We start from the raw sequence: 19,151 nt of genomic DNA on the forward strand, positions 1-19,151 counted from the left end.
CCTTGCCAGGGATTGCCTGGAGAATAACCCTGTGATCTCGCCCCTGGGGGAGATCTTGGAGGAGAATATGGAACCGTCCGGTATCGTTACCCTGATCACTGATTTTGGCCTGAGCGACCCCTATGTGGGCCAGCTGAAGGGCGCCCTGCTCTCCAGTTGGCGGGCGGTGCAGATTGTCGATATCTGTCATCAGGTTCAGCGCCACGGCCTGCTGGAGGGTGCCTACTGTCTGGCCACCAGTTATCATCATTTCCCAGCAGGCACCGTCCACCTGATCGTGGTGGATCCGGGGGTGGGCACGGACCGGGCCATCCTGGCTGCCCAGGGAGACGGCCACCTCTTCATTGCCCCGGACAACGGCCTGCTTTCCATCCTTTTGGCCGGTCATAAGATTCAGAGTCTCCACAGGGTGGGCCATTCCCAGGCCGGGGTGAGCGCCACCTTCCACGGTCGCGATATCATGGCCCCCCTGGCCGCGGATCTGGCTCGGGGACGCTCATTGAAGAGTCTGGGGGAGGAGTATGCCCCAGCTGACTGTATCCTCCTGGAGGCTGGGCGGGTGGAGCAGGGAGAAGGGGAGGTACGCGGCGCAGTGCTGCGCATCGACAGCTTCGGCAATATCCGGACCTCCATCCGGGCCACGGACCTCACGGCCCTGCGCCTGGATCTGCCCCTTGAGGTTGAGCTTAGCGGCCAGAGGATGGTGATGCTCCTCTCCTGGACCTATGGCCTGCTCGATGGAGGGCGGCCCGGGCTCTTATGGGACAGTGACGGCTTTCTGGAGGTTGCCGTCAATCAGGGCGATGCGGCGGCCCTCCTGGGCGTGGAACAGGGGGCTGCGGTGGTTCTCCGCCAGGTGAGCATCAGGCAATAAGGCAGGCAGAGAGGGCTTAGGGCAGGCCGTTTACCTGGCCTAAGCCTTTTTTGAGAAGAGAGCTGCCTGAAAAAGGCGGCTCATCATCGCCACTCCTTGAGCCAGCTCTGGTCAGCTCTAGTCACGGAGCAGGTCGAATCGTTGCCAGAAATCGGGAAAGGACTTGGCCACACAGCTCTCGCCGCTGATCCTGATCCCGGGGATACGCAGCCCGGCCACGGCAAAACACATGGCCATGCGATGGTCTTCGTAGGTCTCCAGGGTGGCGCCATGGAGGTTGCTGCCGCCGGAGCGGCCGTGGATGCGAATCCGGTCCTGCTCCTCCTCCACCTCGGCGCCGAGCTTGCGCAACTCGCTCACCACGGCCGCTACCCGGTCGCACTCCTTGATCCGGAGATGCTCGATGTTGTTGATGGTGGTGGTTCCCTCGGCAAAGGCAGCCACCACCGCCAGGGTCGGGGCCACATCGGGCATGTCGCCCATGTCCACCTCTATGGCCTCCAACCTCTCAGGTCCCCTGACCTCTAAACCGGCAGCCGTCTGGCGCACTTCACATCCCATCCGGGCCAACAGCGGTACCAGGCCGGCATCGCCCTGGAGCGAGGGGACAGGGACATTGGCCACCGTCACCCTGCCGCGGCTGATGGCTGCTGCGGCCCAGAAATAGGAGGCGCTGGAGGCATCGCCCTCGATGGCGTAGTCTTGTCCCTGGTAGGAGCCCTGGGGAATCCGGAAGTAGTTGAGCCGGGGGGCAGCCTCAACCCGGATGCCGAAGTCTGCCATCACCGCCAGGGTCATCTCCACATAGGGCTGGGAGAGGACCTCGCCCAGGACCTCAAGTTCGGCCGGAGCTGCCGCATAGGGGGCCACCAGCAGCAGGGAGGAGAGATACTGGCTGGATTGGCCCTCCGGGAGAATGGTCTTGCCGCCGGCAATGCCCTGGGCCTGGATGGTCAGGGGGGGACAGCCGTTGGCGGCATCACTTCGGATATCCACCTTCCAGCCGGTGAGGGCCTCCATCAGCGGTGAGATGGGACGCTCTCTCATCCGTCTGCTGCCGTTGATCTGAAAGCGACCCCTTCCCAGGGCCACCACTGAGGTCAGAAAACGGGTGGCAGTGCCGTTATTGCCCAGGTAGATCTCCTGGGTCGGTGTCTCCAGGCGGCCGCCACAGCCCTGGACCTGCCACTGGCCAGGGTCCTGGTCATCGATCCGGACGCCCATGGAGCGTAGGGCGCCGATGGTATAGGCCGTATCTTCACTGGCCAGGGGGCCGCTCAGGCAGGAGTTGCCCTGGGCCAGGGCAGCGGCGATCAGGGCACGCTGGGTCAGGCTCTTGGAGCCGGGAACAGAGATGGTGGTATCTATACGGGGTACGGGAATGATTTCTATCATGATCTCTCGGCGCTTGGGTTGAGGTGGGCGAGCTGGGATGTCTGCTGCGGTCAAGCAGGGATCAGCCACCCTGGAGGGCGGAGAACAAAGCCTGACGCATGACCTCGGCAGGTGGTTCCTGGCCGGTCCAGATCTTGAACTGGGCCGCTCCCTGGTAGTGGAGCATGGCCAGGCCGTCGATAACGGTGCAGCCGCAGGCCCGGGCCGCTCTGAGCAGGCGGGTCTCCAGGGGGGCGTAGACGATATCCATGACCACCCTGAAACCTGGGAGCAGTGCTTCCCGGATAGGGCACTCCTGGTCATGGGGTGCCATACCCACCGAGGTGGTGTTGATCAGGATCTCGCACTGCAGCCGGCCAATATCTTCCAGGGCTACGGCGTTGCAGCCCAGCTCGTTGGCCAGTTGCCTGGCCCTGTGGTGGGTCCGGTTGGCAATAAAGACCTCGACTCCGGCGTTGACCAGACCAAAGGCCACGGCCTTGGCAGCGCCGCCGGCACCCAGGATCAGAGCACTGCTGCCGCTTAGGGTGAGATGGTCGGCCAGGGCCCGGTTGGAACCGACCCAGTCGGTGTTGTAGCCGTGACAGTGGATGGTCTGATCCGAGCCCCGGTGGAAGGCCAGGGTGTTGACCGCCCCGATCTGGATGGCGGTGTGATCGAGCTCATCCACCCAGCGCATGACCCCCTCCTTAAAGGGGACCGTGATCGAGGCTCCGCAAAATCCGAGCTGGCGCAGGCCGTCCACCGTGGCCTTGATATCCTCGGCCTGGATGGGGACATAGGCGGCATTGATCCCCAGGTGGGCAAAGGCGGCATTGTGCATGGCCGGGCTCAGGGAGTGGCCCACCGGGTTGCCGACGATGGCGTAGAGTCGGGTTGTTCCGTTAATCTGCATAGTCTTCAAAGAGTTGGATAAGGGATTGGCAGTGGGCTGCGGAGAGTTGACCCGGTGCGGTGGCACTGGCCTGGTCCAGGGCGACATAGTTCATGAAGCCGCCAAGGTAGAGGCCGGCAAAGCGGCTGATCCGGCCGGGGCCGCCCATGCAGAAGGCGCTTAAGGGAAAGGCTGCCTGGTGGGCGATCTCCAGCAGTCCCAGGACCCGGATGACATCGTCGCTGTCCTGGGCCGTGGTAACGATCTTGCCGCAGTCGGCGCCGCTGGCCATCATCTGCTCCAGGGTCTGCCGGAGGTCGGCCTGGGGCGGGGTGGCTTTGAAGTCATGGCTGGAGACAATCACCTGGGTGGTCTTGTCCCTGGCCATGTCGATCAGGGCCAGGCGCCGCTCGGGTTCGGTGGCCAGTTCCAGATCGATGTAGGCGGCGTCGAGCTCAATGGCCCGGGCCAGCAGGGCCAGGCGCTGTTCCTCCGGGCCGGAGAAGTTGCCCCCCTCCCAAGCCGGGCGGTTGGTAAAGAGCAGGGGCCGCTCCATGGTGGCCAGCCAACTGCCGATATCGGGGTTTTCCAGGGTGTCCAGGCGGATCTCCACCACGTCCGCCCGGGGGGCCAACCGCTGCAGCTCTTGGAGTTGGCCGCCAGGTTCGCCTCCGGCCAGGGAGACGCAGACCAGGCCGCGCCCGGGGCTCATGATCCATCCTCGATGATCAGGGAGCCGATCAGTTCTCCCAGGGACTCTTCCGGCTGGTCGCTGAGATAGTCGGCCAGGCCCTGGCGGATGGTATCTGCTGCCGAGGGGGCGTAGAAGTTGGCGGTTCCCACCTGGACGGCGCTGGCGCCGGCCAGGAGAAACTCGATGGCATCTTCGGTGGTGCCGATGCCGCCGATGCCGATCACCGGGATACGCACATTGCTGGCCACCTGCCAGACCATCCGCAGGGCAACCGGCTTGATCGCCGGGCCGGAGAGTCCGCCGATGATGTTGCCCAGCCTGGGGCGTCGGGTGGTGGCATCGATGGCCATGCCGATCAGGGTGTTGATCAGGGAGATGCCGTCGGCACCGCCGTCTTCGACGGCCTTGGCCATGGTCACGATATCGGTCACATTGGGGGAGAGCTTGACGATCACCGGCAGATCGGTGGCCGCCTTGACAGCAGCCGTGACCGCAGCGGCCATCTCCGGGGAGGTGCCGAAGGCGACCCCGCCCTTCTTGACATTGGGGCAGGAGATGTTGATCTCCAGGCCGTCTATCCCCTGGTGACCGGAGAGGTGCCGGGCCAGGGCCACGTACTCCTCGACGGAATCACCCAGGATGTTGACCAGGACCTTGCATTTGATCTGTTGGAGAAAGGGCAGCTTGCGGACCAGGAACTGCTCCACGCCCACATTCTCCAGGCCAATGGCGTTGAGCATGCCGCAGGGGGTCTCCACCACCCTGGGGGGAGGATTACCGGCGCGCGGCTCCAGCGAGATGCCCTTGACCACGATGGCGCCGATCCGGTCCAGGTCGACAAAGGAGCTGAATTCCCGGCCATAGCCAAAGGTGCCGGAGGCGGTCATCACCGGGTTGGCCAGTTCCAGCCTGCCGATGTTGACCCTGAGATCAGGGGAAGGGTTTAGATTGTCCATAGCACCTCGTTGGCATCAAATACGGGACCGTGTTTGCAAACATGTTTATAGCCGCCGCCCTGAGCCTGGATGGTACAGCCCAGGCAGGCGCCGAGCCCACAGGCCATATGGGTCTCCAGGGAGGCCTGGCAGCGATTCCCGGCCTGTAGGCATTGGCGGGCGATGGCAGCCATCAGCGGGGTGGGTCCACAGACGCAGACCTCGTGTGCGGGCGTGGAGTGCTCCTGGAAGAGCTCGGTGACAAAGCCGTGGTGGCCATAGGAGCCGTCATCGGTGGCCGCGTGAACCGGGTATCCCAGCTCGCGGAAGTCCTCGACCAGGGGCGCCAGCTCATCCCTGGTTCGGGCGCCCAGGAGGATGGCATGCTCCTGGGGGCGTGGAGAGGAGCAGAGCGCCTTGGCCAGAAAGAGTAGTGGGGCGATACCCATACCGCCGCCGACCAGACAGGCCGGGGTGTCGGGGCTCAGGGAAAAGCCCTTGCCCAGGGGACCGACCAGGTCGATGCTTTGGCCGACCCGCAGTTGGGCCAGCAACCGGGTCCCCTGACCAACGATCTTGTAGAGGAGGACCACCTCACCGTCTGCAGTGACGTTGTGGATGGAAAAGGGCCTTCTGAGCAGGGGATCGCGGCTGCTGCCGGCGGCGACCATCACAAACTGCCCGGGCCGGGCGGCCCGGGCAATGGTCGGAGCCAGGAGCGAGACCCGGATAATATCCGGGGTCAGTTGGCTGCAGGAGCGAATCGGGGATGTTACCTGAAATTTAGACATGATGAGCTTAGAGTGGAGTTTGTTGAGCTGGGCAATGGTTTTTCGCTTTCAACCGGGTGGGGGTTAGCGGTACTATGGAGTTCATGGTGTGGCAGAGAGCGGGCCGGCTGGAGCCGCTGCCGGGATCTCTGCTGCAGAGAGAGCAGGGGCAGGCGTCGTGCTGGGCCCCGGGTTTCAAGAAAAGAGCAGCTGAATACAAGCGCCGGCCCAAGGGTCGGAGAGGAGGGGATGTCCATGGAGTCAATGGTCTTGGTGATACTGGCGGTGTTCGGAGCGATCATCGGCTCGTTTCTCAATGTGGTTATCCTGCGACTCCCCCAGGAGGGGGCCTCCATCGTTTATCCGGGCTCCCACTGCCCGGCCTGCAGTGCTCCCCTGCGCTGGTACGATAATATCCCCTTGGTCAGCTACTGCCTGATAGGTGGGAGGTGTCGGTATTGCAGAACCGGAATATCGCTGCAGTATCCCTTGGTGGAAGCCTGCATGGCCGTGTTGAGTGCGGCCCTCTTTGTCCGGGTGGGGTTGGCTTGGGAGTATCTCTACTACTTTGTTTTTCTGGCTGGATTACTGGTTATCATATTTATCGATATCCATCACCAAATTATTCCTGATCTGATCTCCCTGCCCGGAATTTTGCTTGGTTTTGGCGGCTCTTTCCTGGTGACCGACCTCAGCTGGGTCCAGTCCGGTCTGGGGATTCTCTGCGGGGGAGGCGTCCTGTACCTGGTGGCCCTGGGCTACTACCTGCTGACCCGCAGAGACGGCATGGGCGGCGGGGATATCAAGCTTCTGGCCATGATCGGTGCCTTTCTGGGCTGGCAGAGCCTGCTCTTTGTGATCTTCTTCAGTTCCCTCACCGGCAGTCTGGTCGGCATCGTCATGATGATCAGGGGCCGTTCGGGCAGCCAGACCAGGGTACCCTTTGGTCCCTTCCTTGCCCTGGCTGCGATCAGCTACCTCTTCTTCAGCGAACAGATCAGCGCCCTCTGGCAACTCTACCTGCAGAGGATGGCCGGCTGAGCACACTACCGAGGCAGGACCGACTCTCCGGCCTCAGGCCGCCCGGGCCGTGGAGATCCCACTGGAGCAGGCGGCAGCCCGGCCTGGGCTGTGTGCCCGCAGGAGCGCGCTGGTCTATCCGCAGCTGCAGAGCTGAGCCGCGGAGCGCCCTGGCGAGGGATCCTGCTTAAGGGGCGGCAGGACCATGCTTCCCAGGATTCCCAGGAGCAGAGAACTCGGCCAGGCAGGGGCAGCCGCTCTGCCGAAGATTGCCCCTCAGCAGACAAAAAAAGGCCCCTGGAGAACCAGGGGCCTTTTTAATTACTGCCTGTCTTCGTGGAGTGCTAGGCCTCTACCTCATGCTCGACGCCGATGGCGATCTTGTAGAGGATGGTGAGGATGAAGAATCCGGTGGCCCAGATGCCGATGGTGATGAACAGCTCATTGGCAGTGGGGTAGTATTCCACGATCTCTTCCAGGGGGGTGGGCACGAAGCCGCCCAGGACAAAGCCGATCCCTTTATCCAGCCAGAAGGAGATAAAGATGGAGGCACAACCCAGACCCAGCCAGAGGTCACTCTGCTTGCGGGTGTAGGGATGGCTGATCAGGCCGATGCCGACAAAGAAGAGGATGATAAAGCCCCACATATAGGGGACCAGATTGTTGTACATATGGCCATGGTGCTCCAGCCCGAAGAACAGGTAGGTGAGCGTATGCATATGGCCCGGGATGTTGGAGTAGAAGCCGACAAAGAACTCCAGACCCACAAAGAACATGTTGGCCAGGGCCGCGTAGATGATGATGGTCACCATCTTGTTGAGCGCCTCTTTACCGGCGTCAAAGTTGGCCACCCGCTTGAGGATCAGTGCCATGACCACGATCAGGGCAGGACCGGCAGCAAAGGCCGAGGCCAGGAAGCGGGGCGCGATGATCGCAGACAGCCAGAAGTGACGGCCGGGCAGACCACAGTAGAGCATGGCGGTTACGGTGTGGATGGAGATGGCAAAGGGGATGGATATATAGACAAAGAAGTATATCCATTTCGGTGGCGCCACCTGCTTGCGCTCGGCGGTGAGGATGACCCAGCCGCAGAGACAGTTGAGGAGCAGATATCCCCAGAGCACACACATGTCCCAAAAGAGCATCGAGTTGGGGGTGGGATGGAGCATGACGTTCAGACCGCGCAGGGGTTGTCCCAGGTCAGCCATGATGAACATCAGGCACATCAGCAGGGCGGCGATGGCCAGAAATTCACCCAGGATGGTGATCCGGCCAAAGGCCTTGTAGTTATGGATATAGTAGGGCAGGACGAGCATCACCCCTCCAGCCGCCACCCCGACCAGGAAGGTGAACTGGGAGATGTATAATCCCCAGGACACGTCCCGGCTCATCCCGGTCAGACCCAGACCGTAGAAGTACTGTCGCAGGTAGCAGATCACTGCCACCCCGATGAAGAAGCCGAGAAAGGCCAGCCACATCCAGTAGTAATTGTTTCCTTTTAGTGCTTTTTCAAACATGGCAACCTCATACTATGTAAAAGACAGATGGATGGGTACCCAGGGAGGGCTTACGCTGAATGGTATAGTTCTCCTTCAGCAGCTTCCGTATCTCTGAATGAGGATCATTCAGGTCACCAAAGACCATGGCCTTCGTGTTGCCACATGCCTCGACACAGGCTGGCATTTCACCGACCCCGATCCGCTCGGCGCAGAAGTTACATTTTTCCACGACACCGCGCATCCTGGTGGGAAAATGTTTGTTGATCTCTTTGATAAAGGGCCGGGGATTGCGCCAGTTAAAGCTACGCATGCCATAGGGGCAGGCGGCCATGCAGAAGCGGCAACCGATACAGCGGTGGAAGTCCATGATGACCAGGCCGTCCTTGTTCTTAAAGGTCGCCTTGGTCGGACAGGCACGTACACAGGGTGGGTTGTCGCAATGGTTACAGAGTACCGGTACCTGATGATCTTCGGTAGCCTCATCCTTGTAGAGCAGGCTCTTCTCGGTAAAGCAGTTCTCGTAGTCGGTCATCCAGATCCATTTGATATCGTCTTTCTTCTCAGGGAACTGGGGGACGTTATGGGCGGTGATACAGGCCTGTTCCACCTTCTCACCCAGGCTGGGATCATGCTGGAACTTACGGGTATCGACGATCATGCCGTAGCGTTTACCCGTGGGCGCTGTTGCCGGGGCATGGGCCTTTGGTTCTACACCATGTGCTTCCTGGGCCGCGCCAGATGCGTTTGCTGCCGCCGGGCTGCTGCCAGAAACGAGCCGGTCAACCACGGCGGTCCCGCCAAGGCCGGCCAGGGTAGAAATTCCGGCAACCTTGAGGAAATCTCTTCTTTTCTTATCCATCAGTATATCTCCTTCTTTGCCGTTCACTCTACCGGAGCTATGTGACAGTCCCAGCAGTATGGCTTAACAGAAGCGTAATCATGACAGGTATCACAGAACTTCTTCTTACTGGTGTGACACTCCATGCATGTTAACATCAAACTTTTCTGATACTGTTTTCCATCCAGCTCAAAGCTGCCTCGTTCACCGTCACGCAGCACCTCGTCACGCCAGGTGTTGAGGAGCTGCATATGGTTTGCGCGTATATCTTCAACCGGAAGGACGCAATTCTTGGCATCCTTGGGCAGCTCAGGCTTGGGTGCATCGCCTGCGTCACCGTGGTTGTACCAGATGGGTATCGTGATAAACAGGACAAAAATGATCAGTCCCGGAATGATTTTACCACTGTCATACATTGTTATTCCTCCATTTCAACCGGGATTTAGACCAAGGTCCGCAGACCTTCATCCAGTTCCTGTCGTTGTTCGCCTTCGATAACCAATGCGTTACCAACAAGTTCGCTCAATCCGGCTACCTGTACTCCGGGAACCCAGTAATCTACCAGGGTGGTGAGGGTAGCTCGGTCAATGGCGCAAACACAACCAAGGGTGTTTACATCATGTTTGTCATGGACATACTTCACCGCATTAGCACGAGGCAGGCCGGAACGCATCCTGATCTCCATGATCTCGTCGGTGTTCAGGGCTGTACCGGAACCACAGCAGAAGGTCTTCTCGCGAATGGTATTCTCAGGCATCTCGACCCAACCGTCAACCACATGGTCGAGGATGTAGCGGGGCTCGTCCAGCAGTCCCATGGCCCGTGCAGGGTTACAGGAGTCGTGGAAGGTCGCCTTGACATGGGCGTTGCGGCTCTTGTCAAATTTCACCTTGCCATGTTTGATCAGGTCAGCGGTGAATTCTGAGATATGAACCATCTTGGAGGTGGCAGCATTCTCGAAGACCGTGCCGGTGATGGGTGACTTGGGGATATCCATGAAGTCGGCAGGGCCGTTCATGGTATCCATGTACTGATGCACCACCCGCCACATGTGACCACACTCACCGCCCAGGATCCACTTGACACCCAACCGCTCGGCCTCGGCATACATCTTGGCGTTGAGCTTCTTCATCATCTCGTTGGAGGTGAACAGGCCGAAGTTACCACCCTCGGAGGCATAGGTGGACCAGGTATAGTCCAGACCGATGGCCTCGAAGAGGAGCAGGTAGCCCATGCAGGTGAAGATACCGGGCTCGGCAAAGACGTCTGCCGAGGGGGTGATGAAGAGGACTTCGGCACCCTTACGGTTAAAGGTCGGGTTAACGGTGACACCGGTAAGATTCTCGATATCTTCACAGAGGAAGTCCACGTTGCCCTTGAAGGCCTGTGGGGTCAGTCCCATGTGGTTACCGGTGCGGTTGGAGTTGGCCACCGGTTCCATGGCCCAGTTGATCCCGATACCCAGGAGGTGAAGCAGCTCACGGAGCATCATGGTGATCTCGGCGGTGTCGATCCCGTAGGGACAGAATACGGAACAGCGCCGACACTCGGTACACTGGTAGGCGTACATGAACCACTCTTTGAGTACGCCCACGGTCATCTCGCGACCACCGGCCAGCTTACCCAGGATCTTACCTGCCAGGGTGAAGTTTTCCCGGTATACCGAACGGAGCAGCTCCGCCCGCAGGACCGGCATGTTCTTGGGATCACCGGTGCCCAGGAAGAAGTGACATTTGTCGGCGCAGGCCCCGCAGCGGACACAGCAATCCATGAAGATCTTCAGGCTGCGGAACTTATCAAGGCGCTCGGCTAATCCCTGGATGATGATGTCTTTCCAGTTGTCCGGGAGCTTCCAGTCTTCGTCTTCCGGATTCCACTCACGGGCATTGGGGAAGCTCACTCCCTGCTGGCTGTTCAGATACTCCAGCTTTTCCGGTTTTGTGGGGTACGCATAGTTGCCAGGTTTGAAAACCGCAGGCACTTCCATCCAGTCCTTGGTCGGAAAGGCGCCCGTCATCAACGAGGGTCCCTCGGCAACGCTTCGTGCCAATTTATCTACCTTTACTACTGCCATTGCGTTATCCTTTTACTCTATATTTTGTCGAGCTTACTCGTCGGTTTTCGGCGGCAACTCTTTCTCAACGGGAATACCCTGCTCAACCATATCTGCACGGAACTCATCCTCGTAGCCGGCATAGGAGTGCGGCTTGATGGTGGGGTTCCATGGGTTGACGTGACGTTTCATCCGGGTGTCGTTGGCCATGTTGCGGGTGGGGCTCATGAAGACGCCGCCCATGTGCATCAGCTTGCTGAAGGGGAAGTAGGCCAGCAGCGCACAGACCAGGAAGAGATGCGCGTAAAACAGAGCACTGATCTCGGCGGTGATGGTAGGATGAAGGGTCACCAGGCCAACGGCGAGCTGCTTGATGGCGTTGATGTCGACATCGCTTCTCAGGTAGAAGCGCATCAGGATTCCGGTGGTCGCGACCCCAAAGATCAGGAACAGCGGAAAGTAGTCATTGGCCAGGGAGATGTAGCGCACATGGGGGTTAACCAGGCGACGGCCAAAGAGGAAGAGCAGACCAAGGACCAGGGTGACATCGGTCATGTACATGGTCGGTGCGCCGATCTGCAGCAGGGAGTCTCCGACTTCGACAAAGGAAACCAGAAATGGAACAGGATCAAGGAACAGGCGCATGTGACGAATAACCACCAGCAGGAAGCTGTAGTGGAAGAGAATACCAAACAGCCAGAGCCATTTGCTGGACTCATAGGTCAGTTTGGGACCGTCATAGACGGTCGCTTTTGTGTTACGCCAGAGAGAGCGGAAGAGGAATATTTCTAAAAACATCCTCGCCACCACCTGAGAGGTGTTCACGGGCGCTTCCAACTTGTCCTGCTTGATCCAGGGCAGAGAATAGCCCTGACCGCAGGTGGTCGGAATTTTAAAGGGAACAGGTGATTTTGCCCAGCTGATAATCCTGTAGCAAAACCCTCCGAGGAACAGCGCCATTGCCAGATAGGGAATCACAACACCGAAAAAGTATTGCATTCCTGGTATCTGCACACCGATTAGCGCTATCAGCACCAAGGCAACCACTGCCGCGAGCGGGAAGGCGTACTTCATCGATCACTCCTTCGCATTTCAAGTTAAATATAACTTAAAAGTTATAACAAAAGCCGAACTACAGGGTTACAGGTGACGTTGCTGTAACCATCCGGCCGGTCACACGTATGAGGTGTTTACTTGTCTGACTGCTTATTGTCTGCCAACGCCGTCTCTTTGTCCAGCAGACGGGAAGGACAACCGCCATCGGTGATCAGATGGCTGCCGCTTTTCAGTTCACGAATCCGGCAGCGATGCAGCTGTTCCCGGCATTCGGTGTAGATATCGAACCCTGCCAGGGCCACCCGGTCAATCTCGCAATCGAAATTATCCAGTTGACTCAGCAGATCCCTGGTCTTATCGTTCTTTTTGAAAATCTCCTTGATGACCCATTTCAGCTCCAGTAGCGGTGCTACTGCCTGGGCCGGAGTAAAATCCTGGACCGCACGGATGCGGATGATTTGATCCAGAGGTTGGGAGAATTCGCTCTGTTCTGCCCTGGCCACCAGCAGGCTGAAGATCGACTCCAGGGCCTTGCTGATGTTGACCCCGACGGGGTTGGCAAAGGGATCCTTCGCCTTCTTGAAAAAACCCGGCGAAACGTAACTGTTCAGCGTTCTATCGAGCCAGAGCGCGTGGATATCTTTTTGCTTATGCTGAAGAGCCTCTGTTAATTCCATGATATTCGCTGCCAGTGCTGGACCAGGCCAGGGTACCCCTGCGCATAGTCAAATCAGCGACGGCGTTATGCTTGAAAGGACTGTCTTTAGAACGACAGCCCCTGGCTCAAGCCCATATCACTGATGGAGGGCATAATTCGCGCAGGAAAATGAATGATGATTCATGCAGCACATGCTCTATCATGATTAGCAGGTGATTTCAAGGTAAAAATTACGGCGATTCGCTGAGTACCTGCCCTGTAATTGCGCTGTTTTCCAATAAATACAGCGATATTTGGACAAAGGGATCGTCGTCCAATTGCTCGCTCAGTGGGCGTTCCCTGCGCTCGCTGTCGTCGTCGGCAGCGTCGTCCATGAGCCCGGCCTCACGGGCTTTTTTGCGGGTCGCCTCCAGCGCCTCGCGCTCCCCTCTCATCCCCTCCAGGGAGATGGCCACCCGGGTGTTTTCCTGCCGATCTTTTGCCCTGTCGGCCTCCTGGCGAATCTGCTGGAATTTTTTACTGGATTGCACCCAGCCGAGGCCCTGCCGCCTGGCTGGGTCGCGCTCAAATCGTGCCCCCTGCCACTGCTCATAGCCCACGTCCTCGACCTGATCCCAGGGCAGGGAGTTGTCCATGTACTGTTCACCGCTTTCCAGGTAATCGAGCATCGAGGGGACCACCAGATCCGGTTCCACCCCCTTGAACTGGGTGGAGCCGCCGTTGATCCGGTAAAATTTCTGGATGGTCAGTTTGAGCGCCCCCAGATCATCATACTTCTTCAGTTGGAGCAGGGGCAGGTTGCGGTTCATGTCCAGCAGGGCCTGGACTGTGCCCTTGCCATGGGTATGCTTGCCGCCGATGACCAGGGCCCGGCCGTAATCCTGGAGTGCTGCGGCCAGAATCTCCGAGGCCGAGGCGCTGAACTGGTTGACCAGGACGATCAGGGGGCCATCATAGACCACCCCGCTGTCCTCGTCTTCCAGGACCCTGATCATTCCCTGTGAATTTTTGACCTGAACCACCGGTCCTCCGGGCAGGAACAGACCGGAGATATAGACTGCATCGGTGAGGGCACCGCCGCCGTTGTTGCGCAGGTCCAGGATCAGGCCGTCGATCTTGTCCTGGTTCAGCCTTTCCAGCTCGCGCCGGGTATCGTCGGTGACGTTGCGCCCCTTTTTACCGTTGGAGGTGGCGGCAAAGTCCCGATAAAAACTGGGAATGCGGAGGTAGCCGATCTTTGCCCGATCCTCAGCCGGAAGGATGGTGGATTTGACATAGGTCTCTTCAATCTGGACCACGTCACGGATGATGGGGATGACCAGGCGTGAACCATCGGGTTTTTGGACCGTCAGCCGGACCTCACTGCCCTTGGGGCCTCTGATGTAACTGACCGCCTCCCGGATGCGCATATCGCTGATTTCCACCGGATCCCCGTCCTTTTCCGATACCGCCAGGATGGTATCCTCACCCTGGAGTTGACCCTGGCGTTCTGCTGCACTGCCAGGGATGATCCGGACCACCTTGATCATGCCGTCATCTTCCCGCAACAGGGCGCCGATACCCTCCAGGGAGCCGCTCATGTGGATGTTGAAATCTTCCTTGGAGGTGGGCGGCATATAGTTGGTATGGGGGTCAAAGGCACGGGCCACCGCATCAAAATAACGATTGTAATGGTCCTGACGGCTCTGTTGGAGGAGCCGCTTCAGGACGCGATGGGTTCGGCTCTGCACCTTATCGGCGGCCGCAGCCAGCCGCTGCTCCCGGGTCTTGACCGGCGGGCTGCTCTTCTTGGCTGCCGCCGGCTCCTTTGCCTTGGCCTTCTTCTTCTCGGCATCCAGGGTGTCAAAGTAGGTGTCCAGGATCTGCAGCTGCAGGGTCTTGCGCCAGCGCTCTTTAAGAGCGGCCAGATCGGCGACATACTCGACCTTCTCCGGGTCCACCTCCAGGTACTCGGCCTGGTTGAAATCAAAGCCCTCGGCTATCAGGGGATCGATGAACCCCTGGACCTTGCGGATCCGGTCATTGAGCAGTTCGGCCCCGGCATCGGCCAGGACGATGCGGCCCCGTTTGAGCTCATCGTCAATATGGTCGGCAAAGGCACCCAGCTGGTCCACATCAGACTGGATCAGAAAGCGTTTGCGGGGATCGAGCTGGCGGATGTAGAGCTGAAATGCCGCCTGGGAGAGGCTGTTGTCAAAGGGCTCGTGGGAGAAGTGTTGAGCCGGCAGTTGATGACTGAGGATGTAGGCAATGATCTGGTTGCGGCTGGCGTTGAACTCAACGGGAAAGACCTTGGCCCAGCCAGAGGGAACCAGCAGGGTGAGGAGCAGGAGTAGGCAGGCGATGGGGGGAGTGAATCGAGGCATGGGATTCTCTATGGGGCTGTATTTAGCCGGGATGATGACCCGAATAAATTGGTTGCAGCTGAGGGCGCTGTGGGTGGAGCCTGCGGCCGGCAGCCGGGATAACCATTCCGGCTATCCCTGGGCTGTGGATCATGGCGTCGCAGAGCGCAGGGTCAGAGGGAGTGCCCGAGCTGACCCCTGCAGAGAGGAGCCGGCCAGAGGGGCATACCCCGGGGGAGAGCCCGGCAAGGTTCCGGCTACAGCCCGGGGACGGCCTGGAAAAAGAGGTGGCAACAGGCATGGTCGGTCGGTCATCAGTGGGGACTGATGACCTGGGAGGACTCGGCCATGGCACTCATGATATCGTACATGTTGGAAATCTGGCCCACCTTGATGGCGGATTTGAGCCCGTAGAAATCAAGACAGGTTCCGCAGACCAGGATCTCCACCTGGAGCTGTTGTAGGGCCAGCAGGGCCTCCAGGGCTCCGGAGCCCTCGGTGACCAACTTGACCCCACCATTGTAGAACAGGATCTTCTCCGGAAGCGGTTCCACCTCCTTGATGGTCTGAACAAAGGTCTGGAGCAGGGCCCAGCCCAGCTCGTCGTCGCCGCGACCCATGGTGTCGGCGGCGATCACATAGATGAGCCCCTGCTTTGGGGGGAGTTGGCACTGATACTCCTCCTCGGCAAGGGGGGCCGCTGTTGGTCCCTCAGCCGGGGCCGTGATGGTCAGCAGGAAGGTGCCGTCATCCTGGTTGCTGACCTCCACGCTGCAGCCTTGATTACGGCCGAATCTGGAGACGTTGTGCATGGAGGACTCGTTGTCCAGAAGCACGCTGATTTCCGTGGCACCCTGGTCAAAGGCTTGTTTGGTTTTCAGTACCGGCTTGGGGCAGGGCAGGTCGAGGCAGTCAAGATGTACACTACTCATGGTGTGGTCCTTATCGGTTAGCCGGTGCCTGGTTTTCAATACCTATGGTATCCAAGGATACTCCTGAATACCTCTCGGGCCAATCTCGGCGTTATACTAAAAAAGAATACTCAAAAAACGGTGGAAAAGGCAACGACCCTGGTATCAACTATAGGTCTGCGGCCTGTTTTTTGCAATCCAGGAGGATGAGCCGCGGCCTGACCCCGGCGCAACGATGCCCCCAGGTCCGGCGAATGAGCCCCGGGGCAGGGCCGGCTCAGGAAGGTATTGTCAGGGGGCTCAGAGAATGATCTCCTGCCCCTCCCGGGCAAAGAAGAGTTCCATGTTCCGTCCGTTTTCCCCCTGGCAGTAGCTCTCGCTCATCTGGTCCAGCTGGCTGTCGCTGCGTTCCGGGTCATGGTGGAACAGGGCCAGCTGTTTGACCCCGGCCCGTTTGGCGGCCTCAATGGCCGACTCAATCGAGGTGTGTCCCCAGCCGATCTTGCCGTTCTCATACTCCTCTTGGGTGTATTGGGCGTCATGGACCAGGAGGTCGGCTCCGGCAAAGAACTGCTCCAGCAGGAGGTTCTGTTCCCGGGCCGCCTGTTCACCCTCGTAGGCCATCAGCTCGTCGTAGTCGGGATGCTCCGGATCGGTGATAAAGAGGTTGCGGTAGGGTTCGGTGTCATAGGCCGTACAAAAGACCGCATCCCTGAAGCTGAAACGGTAGCCCAGGGCGGTGATGGGATGGTTGATGATCGCCGTGGAGAGGATGATGCCGTCCCCCAGATCGATGTGGGGGTCTTCCTTGAGGCGGTGGTACTCGATGTTGCCGGCCAGGTCCCCCATGTTCACCGGGAAGTAGCGATATTTCATCTGGCCGCCGACCACCGCCTCCAGGGGCTCATCCTCGTAGGTTACCGGACCGTAGACCTTGATGGTGGTTCCGGGAATATAGGCCGGCACAAAGAAGGGAAAGCCCATGATATGATCCCAGTGGGTGTGGCTGAGGTAGATCTCGGTGGAGATGGGGCCCTTGGGCAGGTCGTTCTTGAGCATGGAGTTGGCCAGTTCACGGATGCCGGAGCCGGCATCGATGATGATATGGCGATTCACTTCCGGGAAACGGAGCTCGATGCAGGCGGTATTACCACCGTACTTCATGGTGTTTGGCCCGGGACAGGGGATGGAGCCGCGAACACCCCAGAATTTAACCTGAATCATTTGTTAGCCCACTGGTTGAGGGAAGCGTGATAGCTGCTGGAAGCGAAATGCCTAGACCTGGAGAAAGACCTCGGCCCTGGTGATCTCCTGTTCGACGAGTTCGGATAAACCGCTGATGGTTTTCCACTCCAGGCCGGTCAAGGCCAGGAGGGTGGGGAGTTGGGATTCGTCAGGAAAGCGATTGCCGGCATTGCCGATATCAAAGAGGCAGGTGTAGAAGTCTGCCAGGGCCACGGTGGCGACCAGGGCCTGGTTTTCCGGGGCCGCCTCCTGGGGGGTATGGTGGTGACAGATGGCATCGGTGAGGGCGCTGTTGAGTTTCCATTTCTCCGCAATCATCTGCCCTACCTCTTCGTGGTCGATGTCCAGGATCTCCTGTTCCACCTGGATCAGGGAGGTCTGCTGCCTGCGGGTCATCCGGACCACCTCGGTGTACTCGTCGCCAAAGGGGATCTTGCCCAGGTCGTGGAGCAGCCCGGCCACGAAGTACTCCTCCCGTTCTCCCATGTCCACCCCCCGTTCGGCGGCCAGTAGCTTGGCCATGACCCCCACGCCGATGGAGTGAGCCCAAAAGTGCTTGATGGGCAGGGCCTTGGACTTCTTGGCCTGACCAACGCAGCGGATGACCGCCGTGGACAGGGCCAGGTTCTTGACGGTATTCAGGCCCAGCATGATGATGGCCCTGGTCAGCGAGGTGACCTTGTTCATCAGCGAGTAGTAGGCCGAGTTGATCAGCTTCAGGACCTGACCGGTGAGGACCGGATCCAGGGAGATGACCTTGTTGAGATCGTTGGGCGCGGTATCCGGCCGGCTGCAGATCTCCAGCACCTTGCTCACCGTGGTGGACAGGCTGGGCATCTTGCTGACAACGTCTTGAATTTTCTTTATTCTCTTGTCCCTGCTGCTCATGGAATATCTATAACCGAGGAAAGGGGGGGATGGCGTCATCCTCTGATCTAACTGCTTTCAAAAATGTGGATTCTCTGCTGTATACTAAATAACCTGGAATTCCTGGTCAAGGAAACTCCTCGTTTTCCGGAGATTCGTCAGCAGTTATGCTTGCAGAGGAAGTCGTGGACCAAGGCTTCCATGATCTCCAGCCGGCTCTTGCCGGTTTCATGGACCTGGATCCAGAGACAACGCTGGAAGGCGCGATAGAGATGGGGAGGGACGAACAGTTTGATCTCGGCCAGCTCTTGCTCGCCGCCGGCTTCAGGGGGTGTGCTCATGGAGATCGACCAGCTGTTGATATCCCAGGCCGGTGCCTCCGAAGATGTCCAGGGCTGAGCCCACGGTATAGTCGATCCGCCCCTGACCGGCGGATTGAATCAGCCGGATATCAGCCATGGAGGCGATGCCGCCGGCATAGGTGGTGGGGATGGGGCTATGGGAGGCCAGGAGTTCCAGGAGCTCAGGGTCAAGGCCCATGCCCTTGCCTTCCACATCCACGGCGTGGACCAGAAATTCGGCGCAGGAGTCGGCCAGTCCGGTGAGCACTTCAGCGTTGACCTCCAGGCTGGTGAAACGCTGCCAGCGGTCGGTGACCACATAGTAGTGTTCCCCTTGCCTGCGGCAACTCAGATCCAGGACCAGCCGTTCTCTGCCGACCAGCCGGACCAACTGCGCCAGCCGTTCTTGATCCAGGATGCCGTTGTGAAAGACCCAGGAGGTGACGATGATGTGGGAGGCGCCCAGATCCAGCCACTGGCGGGCATTGTCGATGCAGATGCCGCCGCCGACCTGGAGGCCGCCAGGCCAGGCCTCCAGGGCCTCCTGGGCCGCTTCTTCGCTGCCCGGGCCAAGCATGATCACATGGCCGCCGCGGAGTTGATCCCGGCGGTACATCCCGGCATAAAAGGCTGGGGGCTGGCTGGAGGAGAAGTTGACTTGCAGGGCGGCCTGGTTGTCGTCGGACAGGGTTGAGCCGACGATCTGTTTGACCTTGCCTTGATGGAGGTCGATGCAGGGGCGAAAGCGCATAGGAGGGAGCCGGAGGGGGGTGGCC

The 19,151-nt window shown here is 59.3% G+C and carries 19 protein-coding genes; 2 read left to right on the forward strand and 17 right to left on the reverse strand.

What is annotated here, in order from left to right; all coding sequences use genetic code 11:
* Nucleotides 1–67 precede the first annotated feature (67 nt).
* Nucleotides 68–874, forward strand: a complete 807-nt coding sequence (locus G494_RS0108060) for an SAM hydrolase/SAM-dependent halogenase family protein (RefSeq protein WP_028584120.1) — start codon at nt 68–70, stop codon at nt 872–874.
* 117 nt (nt 875–991) lie between these two features.
* On the opposite strand, the gene aroA is transcribed toward G494_RS0108060, so the two are convergent.
* From aroA to G494_RS0108085, 5 genes are all read right to left on the reverse strand, one after another.
* On the reverse strand, nt 992–2,269 hold the full coding sequence (gene aroA, locus G494_RS0108065) for a 3-phosphoshikimate 1-carboxyvinyltransferase (protein ID WP_028584121.1): 1,278 nt from the start codon (nt 2,267–2,269) through the stop codon (nt 992–994).
* 61 nt (nt 2,270–2,330) lie between these two features.
* The gene (locus tag G494_RS0108070; RefSeq protein ID WP_028584122.1) at nt 2,331–3,164 is read right to left on the reverse strand and encodes a shikimate dehydrogenase; all 834 of its coding nucleotides are present in this window, start codon (nt 3,162–3,164) and stop codon (nt 2,331–2,333) included.
* Nucleotides 3,154–3,855 carry a type I 3-dehydroquinate dehydratase gene (aroD, locus tag G494_RS0108075; RefSeq protein WP_035245909.1) on the reverse strand — a complete coding sequence of 234 codons (702 nt, stop codon included), beginning with the start codon at nt 3,853–3,855 and terminating at the stop codon, nt 3,154–3,156. Before aroD ends, G494_RS0108070 begins: the two co-directional genes overlap by 11 nt.
* A complete protein-coding gene (locus G494_RS0108080) occupies nt 3,852–4,793 on the reverse strand; it encodes a dihydroorotate dehydrogenase (RefSeq protein ID WP_028584124.1) in 942 nt (313 codons plus the stop codon). Before G494_RS0108080 ends, aroD begins: the two co-directional genes overlap by 4 nt.
* Nucleotides 4,781–5,563: a dihydroorotate dehydrogenase electron transfer subunit gene (locus tag G494_RS0108085; RefSeq protein WP_035245911.1), complete on the reverse strand. Its 783-nt coding sequence runs from the start codon at nt 5,561–5,563 to the stop codon at nt 4,781–4,783. The genes G494_RS0108080 and G494_RS0108085 overlap by 13 nt, the downstream gene beginning before the upstream one ends.
* Before the next feature lie 228 nt (nt 5,564–5,791).
* Between G494_RS0108085 and G494_RS0108090 the strand changes: the two genes are divergently transcribed.
* The gene (locus G494_RS0108090) at nt 5,792–6,583 is read left to right on the forward strand and encodes a prepilin peptidase (RefSeq protein WP_035245914.1); all 792 of its coding nucleotides are present in this window, start codon (nt 5,792–5,794) and stop codon (nt 6,581–6,583) included.
* Between the two features lie 323 nt (nt 6,584–6,906).
* Here the strand turns inward: G494_RS0108090 and dsrP are convergent, their stop codons facing one another.
* The 12 genes from dsrP to hisA all read right to left on the reverse strand — a co-directional run bounded on the left by dsrP (nt 6,907) and on the right by hisA (nt 19,126).
* Nucleotides 6,907–8,079, reverse strand: a complete 1,173-nt coding sequence (dsrP, locus tag G494_RS0108095; RefSeq protein ID WP_028584127.1) for a sulfate reduction electron transfer complex DsrMKJOP subunit DsrP — start codon at nt 8,077–8,079, stop codon at nt 6,907–6,909.
* A 7-nt stretch (nt 8,080–8,086) separates the two neighbouring features.
* Nucleotides 8,087–8,920, reverse strand: a complete 834-nt coding sequence (gene dsrO / locus G494_RS0108100) for a sulfate reduction electron transfer complex DsrMKJOP subunit DsrO (protein WP_028584128.1) — start codon at nt 8,918–8,920, stop codon at nt 8,087–8,089.
* A gap of 23 nt (nt 8,921–8,943) precedes the next feature.
* Complete coding sequence (gene dsrJ / locus G494_RS0108105) at nt 8,944–9,315, reverse strand: sulfate reduction electron transfer complex DsrMKJOP subunit DsrJ (protein WP_028584129.1); 372 nt, start codon at nt 9,313–9,315, stop codon at nt 8,944–8,946.
* A 26-nt stretch (nt 9,316–9,341) separates the two neighbouring features.
* Entirely contained in the window at nt 9,342–10,973 is a 1,632-nt protein-coding gene (dsrK, locus tag G494_RS0108110; RefSeq protein ID WP_028584130.1) for a sulfate reduction electron transfer complex DsrMKJOP subunit DsrK, read from the reverse strand.
* Between the two features lie 33 nt (nt 10,974–11,006).
* A complete protein-coding gene (dsrM, locus tag G494_RS0108115) occupies nt 11,007–12,026 on the reverse strand; it encodes a sulfate reduction electron transfer complex DsrMKJOP subunit DsrM (RefSeq protein ID WP_028584131.1) in 1,020 nt (339 codons plus the stop codon).
* 116 nt (nt 12,027–12,142) lie between these two features.
* Complete coding sequence (locus G494_RS0108120) at nt 12,143–12,685, reverse strand: RsbRD N-terminal domain-containing protein (RefSeq protein WP_028584132.1); 543 nt, start codon at nt 12,683–12,685, stop codon at nt 12,143–12,145.
* A 211-nt stretch (nt 12,686–12,896) separates the two neighbouring features.
* Nucleotides 12,897–15,032, reverse strand: a complete 2,136-nt coding sequence (locus tag G494_RS22515; RefSeq protein WP_051305526.1) for a carboxy terminal-processing peptidase — start codon at nt 15,030–15,032, stop codon at nt 12,897–12,899.
* Between the two features lie 293 nt (nt 15,033–15,325).
* Entirely contained in the window at nt 15,326–15,943 is a 618-nt protein-coding gene (gene yedF, locus G494_RS0108135; protein WP_028584134.1) for a sulfurtransferase-like selenium metabolism protein YedF, read from the reverse strand.
* Nucleotides 15,944–16,222: 279 nt separating this feature from the next.
* The gene (locus G494_RS0108140) at nt 16,223–17,146 is read right to left on the reverse strand and encodes an MBL fold metallo-hydrolase (RefSeq protein WP_028584135.1); all 924 of its coding nucleotides are present in this window, start codon (nt 17,144–17,146) and stop codon (nt 16,223–16,225) included.
* A 51-nt stretch (nt 17,147–17,197) separates the two neighbouring features.
* Complete coding sequence (locus G494_RS0108145) at nt 17,198–18,055, reverse strand: HDOD domain-containing protein (RefSeq protein WP_028584136.1); 858 nt, start codon at nt 18,053–18,055, stop codon at nt 17,198–17,200.
* Between the two features lie 137 nt (nt 18,056–18,192).
* Nucleotides 18,193–18,375, reverse strand: coding sequence for a hypothetical protein (locus G494_RS0108150; RefSeq protein ID WP_035245916.1), 183 nt, complete (start codon nt 18,373–18,375; stop codon nt 18,193–18,195).
* Nucleotides 18,359–19,126 carry a phosphoribosylformimino-5-aminoimidazole carboxamide ribotide isomerase gene (gene hisA / locus G494_RS0108155; RefSeq protein ID WP_028584138.1) on the reverse strand — a complete coding sequence of 256 codons (768 nt, stop codon included), beginning with the start codon at nt 19,124–19,126 and terminating at the stop codon, nt 18,359–18,361. Before hisA ends, G494_RS0108150 begins: the two co-directional genes overlap by 17 nt.
* Nucleotides 19,127–19,151 lie beyond the last annotated feature (25 nt).

It is taken from the genome of Desulfogranum mediterraneum DSM 13871 (genome assembly GCF_000429965.1).
In the GTDB taxonomy this organism is placed as follows: domain Bacteria; phylum Desulfobacterota; class Desulfobulbia; order Desulfobulbales; family Desulfobulbaceae; genus Desulfogranum; species Desulfogranum mediterraneum.